This window comes from Peribacillus sp. P4_D6 (assembly GCF_056401795.1).
The window spans coordinates 1-3,419 of sequence record NZ_JBFUIQ010000237.1; the positions used below are offsets into that span (position 1 = coordinate 1).

The following is a 3,419-nucleotide window of genomic DNA, read 5'->3' on the forward strand; positions in this document are numbered from 1 at the left end:
ACCTTGACGAGGCGGGCATTTTCTGGATACCATGCTCCACATCGGAACCTTGCTGGCATTATTGGTCGTTTATAAGAAGGACATAATTGCCATTTTGAAAAATCCTTTCTCCAAAATGACTCTGCTTCTCATTGCTGGGACGATTCCTGCCGTGATTGTTGGCATTTTACTTGGTGATTGGTTTGACGGCCTTTCAAAAACAGGTGTGACCATAGGCTGGGAATTTTTAGCGACCGGTCTGATTTTATGGGTAGCCGACGGTGTAAGAAAAGGCGGCAAATCCCTTAATGAAATTTCGATTAAAGACGCGCTGATCATCGGTACTTTCCAAGCTGCTGCCATCATGCCCGCTCTTTCGCGCTCCGGCTTAACGATAGCARCTGGCCTCTTCTGCAGGCTGGATAGGGCCACTGCAGCCTATTTTTCCTTTTTGCTTTCCATTCCTGCCATTACGGGGGGCATCGTATTTCAGATGAAACCGATTTTTACAGGAGAAGTTGAACGGCTTCCACTCACTGCGCTTTTCGTCGGGACCCTGTCAGCAGCAATCTTTGGTTATATAGCTGTAGTATGGATGATCGATTTCTTAAAAAAGCGTTCACTCAAAATATTCTCCATCTATGTATGGGCCCTTGGCGCAATCATTTTATTCATGCAATTTACAGGTAAATTTTAAAGAAAAAAACGGGCGAAACAATCAGTTTTTCATGGAAGAATGCAGACGTTTGCCTAAAGATTTCACCCTTCAAGAAAAAGTTGAAATTTGACGAAAAAAAAAGGCAAAAAACCTATTCCCAAACCGTTTTTTTTTTAGTATTATACCTTCGTAAGGTTCTTTAGATTTGCATACTTTCTGACAATAAAAATAGGGAAGGCAAATGGTGCGCCACCGGTTTCCGGTTCTAGTGGGTTCGATTCCCACCCCGAAATTTTTTGATGAACGACTTAAAAAATTTCGAGGGTGGGCAGCGACTACGCATAAGAACTGCCCTCAAACGGAGGGACGGAAATGTTAAAAAAGAGAGATTTCACAGATTGTTTTTCTCTTTATGAACAAATGACGCATCCAGATGTCTTCCCTTTCGTGCGCCATAAGGTAGATTCATATGAAGAATATGTTTTCATTACTAAGCAAACGATCGAAGCCGAAGATGCTGGGCAACTCATTTCACGAACAATCTTGGATGAATGGGAAAATCCCATCGGTTGTATTTCTTTATACGATATTGAAAATGGTGCAGGTTTCTTAGGCACATGGCTTGGCAAGCCTTATCATGGAAAAGGGTATAATGCCATCGCAAAAGACGCTTTCTTCAAAGAGCTTTTTTTCGAGCTCGGTTTGGAAACGGTCTTCATGCGAATTCGCAAAAAAAATATCCGCTCCATAAAAGCCGCAGAAAAACTTCCCTATGCCGTCATTGCCAACGAAACAAGAAAATCCCTTTATGATCAGATCAATCATGAAGGAGATATCTACGATCTGTATGAAATCCCTAAAGATTTATACACCTTTCATATCCTTAGACAGCATGATGATGACGAACAGCAGTTACTTGAAGCATAGAGCGAAGAACATTTCAATATGGCTTTGTTTATCCTTTCATATAATGGCCGGAGCTTCCATACCTGGAAAGCTCTTTTTTCCAGTTTCACAGGATGTTAAACATAGATTGCTGCAAATCCCTATTCTTTTTAGGGATATTTTTTTATAATGAATACAATTGACCAATTCAATAATATATTCAAAGCGTCATTGAAAGGACTTAATCATGAAAAAAATATTTGCTTTTATCGTGCAGCTTATCTTCCTGCTCATCATTTGCAAGCTTGGCTATTATTTAGCCAATTTACTTCACTTACCTATACCAGGCAACGTCATCGGCATGATTCTGTTATTCGGTTTATTACAGACGAAGGTCATAAAAGTCGAATGGATTGAACTTACATCAGGATTTTTGGTAAAGCACCTAGCCTTTTTCTTCATTCCCATTTCAATCAGCTTAATGACCATGGGATGGCTTTTCATTGAATTCGGTTTGCCTTTGGCACTTACCTTAGGTATAAGCCTGATATTTGGATTCATCGTTTCAGCATGKACCGTTCAGAAGCTATCCAATAGAGGAGAGGTTAAACAGCATGACAGCGTTCATCACAACATATAGCATCTTGATAACCATCCTTGCCTATTTCATCGGAAGGAAAATATATGCTAAACACCCATCCCCTTTTACGACGCCCGTATTTTTCAGTACGGTTACAATTATTCTCGTACTGCTGATCAGCGGTTTGGACTTCGAGGATTATTCACCTGGAAAAGACATCATTACCTATTTCCTGGGACCAGCTACCGTTGCTTTGGCCGTACCACTTTATAAAAACAGAAAAATAATCGTTAAATATGCAATGCCGGCTATTAGCGGGATGATTTTTGGTCTCCTTGTCACATTGATCATTGCCTTCGCCATCGCTAAAGCATTTTCACTTCCACCATTCATATTCCAAGGATTGGCGGTTAAATCCATTACAGTGCCAATCGCGGTTGAAATCACGGAACTTTATGGCGGGAATTCCAATATATCAGCTGCCTTCGTCATTTTGACAGGGGTGCTGGGTACGATGATCGCTCCAAAAATGATGGATAAACTAAACATTACAATGCCCTTCGCACGTGGTATCGCCTATGGTACGATCGCTCATGGACTTGGAACGGCTCAAGCTGCCCAGGAAAGTGAGTTTACCGGGGCTGTCGCAGGTGCGGCAATGGCTATCGCAGGTATCCTCATTTCCTGTTTCTTTCCTTTTATAAGTAATTTCCTATAAAAAGAACCGCAACGTCAACGCGTTGCGGTTCTTTTTGTGATTATTTTTTTTGCAGATCCTCGTATAAACGCCTTAGAATATAAGTCTTATACAGCTCCAGCTTTCTTTTTTCAATTGGATGATAGCTAATCCCTGCGGCTTTTAGCTGCTGAATGAACCATCCTTTGGAATACTCATAAGCCATTCTACCCCCTCCTCTGTTCGAAAAAGATATGCTGCATAGAGGGGAATGATACTTATTTTTTTGCAGCCATTACTTTAAGCAGTAATTCATACATTTCAGCTGCCGTTTTGAATGGGCGTTTTTGACGCATCTTCTCTTGATATTCATCCGATTTTTTCAATAAATCCGCTAATGTAGCATTAAAAACCCGATCATTCAGCTCTTCTTCTTGGAGGACTTTACAAAAACCCTGTTTTTCAAAACTTGACGCATTCAGGATTTGATCTCCCCGGGATGCATTGGCACTTAGAGGGATAAGCAACATCGGCTTTTGCAAACCAAGGAATTCAAAGATAGAATTTGAACCAGCCCTTGACACAACGACATCGGCAGCCGCCAAAAGATCGAATAATTCTTCATGCACGAATTCAAAAGG

At 41.0% G+C, this 3,419-nt stretch carries 5 protein-coding genes and 1 pseudogene; 4 read left to right on the forward strand and 2 right to left on the reverse strand.

Annotated features, from left to right (window positions below):
- Positions 1-13 precede the first annotated feature (13 nt).
- The 4 genes and pseudogenes from AC1DVB_RS26030 to AC1DVB_RS26045 all read left to right on the forward strand — a co-directional run.
- Positions 14-676: pseudogene (locus AC1DVB_RS26030) on the forward strand (undecaprenyl-diphosphate phosphatase); the annotation flags it as partial.
- 333 nt (positions 677-1,009) lie between these two features.
- On the forward strand, positions 1,010-1,564 hold the full coding sequence (locus AC1DVB_RS26035; protein ID WP_057277357.1) for a GNAT family N-acetyltransferase: 555 nt from the start codon (positions 1,010-1,012) through the stop codon (positions 1,562-1,564).
- A gap of 205 nt (positions 1,565-1,769) precedes the next feature.
- The gene (locus AC1DVB_RS26040; RefSeq protein ID WP_477591681.1) at positions 1,770-2,162 is read left to right on the forward strand and encodes a CidA/LrgA family protein; all 393 of its coding nucleotides are present in this window, start codon (positions 1,770-1,772) and stop codon (positions 2,160-2,162) included.
- Positions 2,137-2,820, forward strand: coding sequence for an LrgB family protein (locus tag AC1DVB_RS26045; RefSeq protein ID WP_063575899.1), 684 nt, complete (start codon positions 2,137-2,139; stop codon positions 2,818-2,820). Before AC1DVB_RS26040 ends, AC1DVB_RS26045 begins: the two co-directional genes overlap by 26 nt.
- Positions 2,821-2,860: 40 nt before the next feature.
- On the opposite strand, the gene AC1DVB_RS26050 is transcribed toward AC1DVB_RS26045, so the two are convergent.
- Both AC1DVB_RS26050 and AC1DVB_RS26055 read right to left on the reverse strand, forming a co-directional pair.
- Positions 2,861-3,004 (reverse strand): DUF2639 domain-containing protein, encoded by a 144-nt coding sequence (locus AC1DVB_RS26050; protein WP_082609322.1) that lies wholly within the window; start codon positions 3,002-3,004, stop codon positions 2,861-2,863.
- 52 nt (positions 3,005-3,056) lie between these two features.
- A partial coding sequence (locus AC1DVB_RS26055; protein ID WP_477591684.1) for a glycosyltransferase occupies positions 3,057-3,419 on the reverse strand: 363 nt, incomplete at its 5' end.

Bases quoted from the DNA above. Each gene is read 5' to 3' on its own strand.
- AC1DVB_RS26035 (WP_057277357.1), top strand. From the start codon at position 1,010: ATGTTAAAAAAGAGAGATTTCACAGATTGTTTTTCTCTTTATGAACAA.
- AC1DVB_RS26045 (WP_063575899.1), top strand. From the start codon at position 2,137: ATGACAGCGTTCATCACAACATATAGCATCTTGATAACCATCCTTGCC.
- AC1DVB_RS26050 (WP_082609322.1), bottom strand. From the start codon at position 3,004: ATGGCTTATGAGTATTCCAAAGGATGGTTCATTCAGCAGCTAAAAGCC.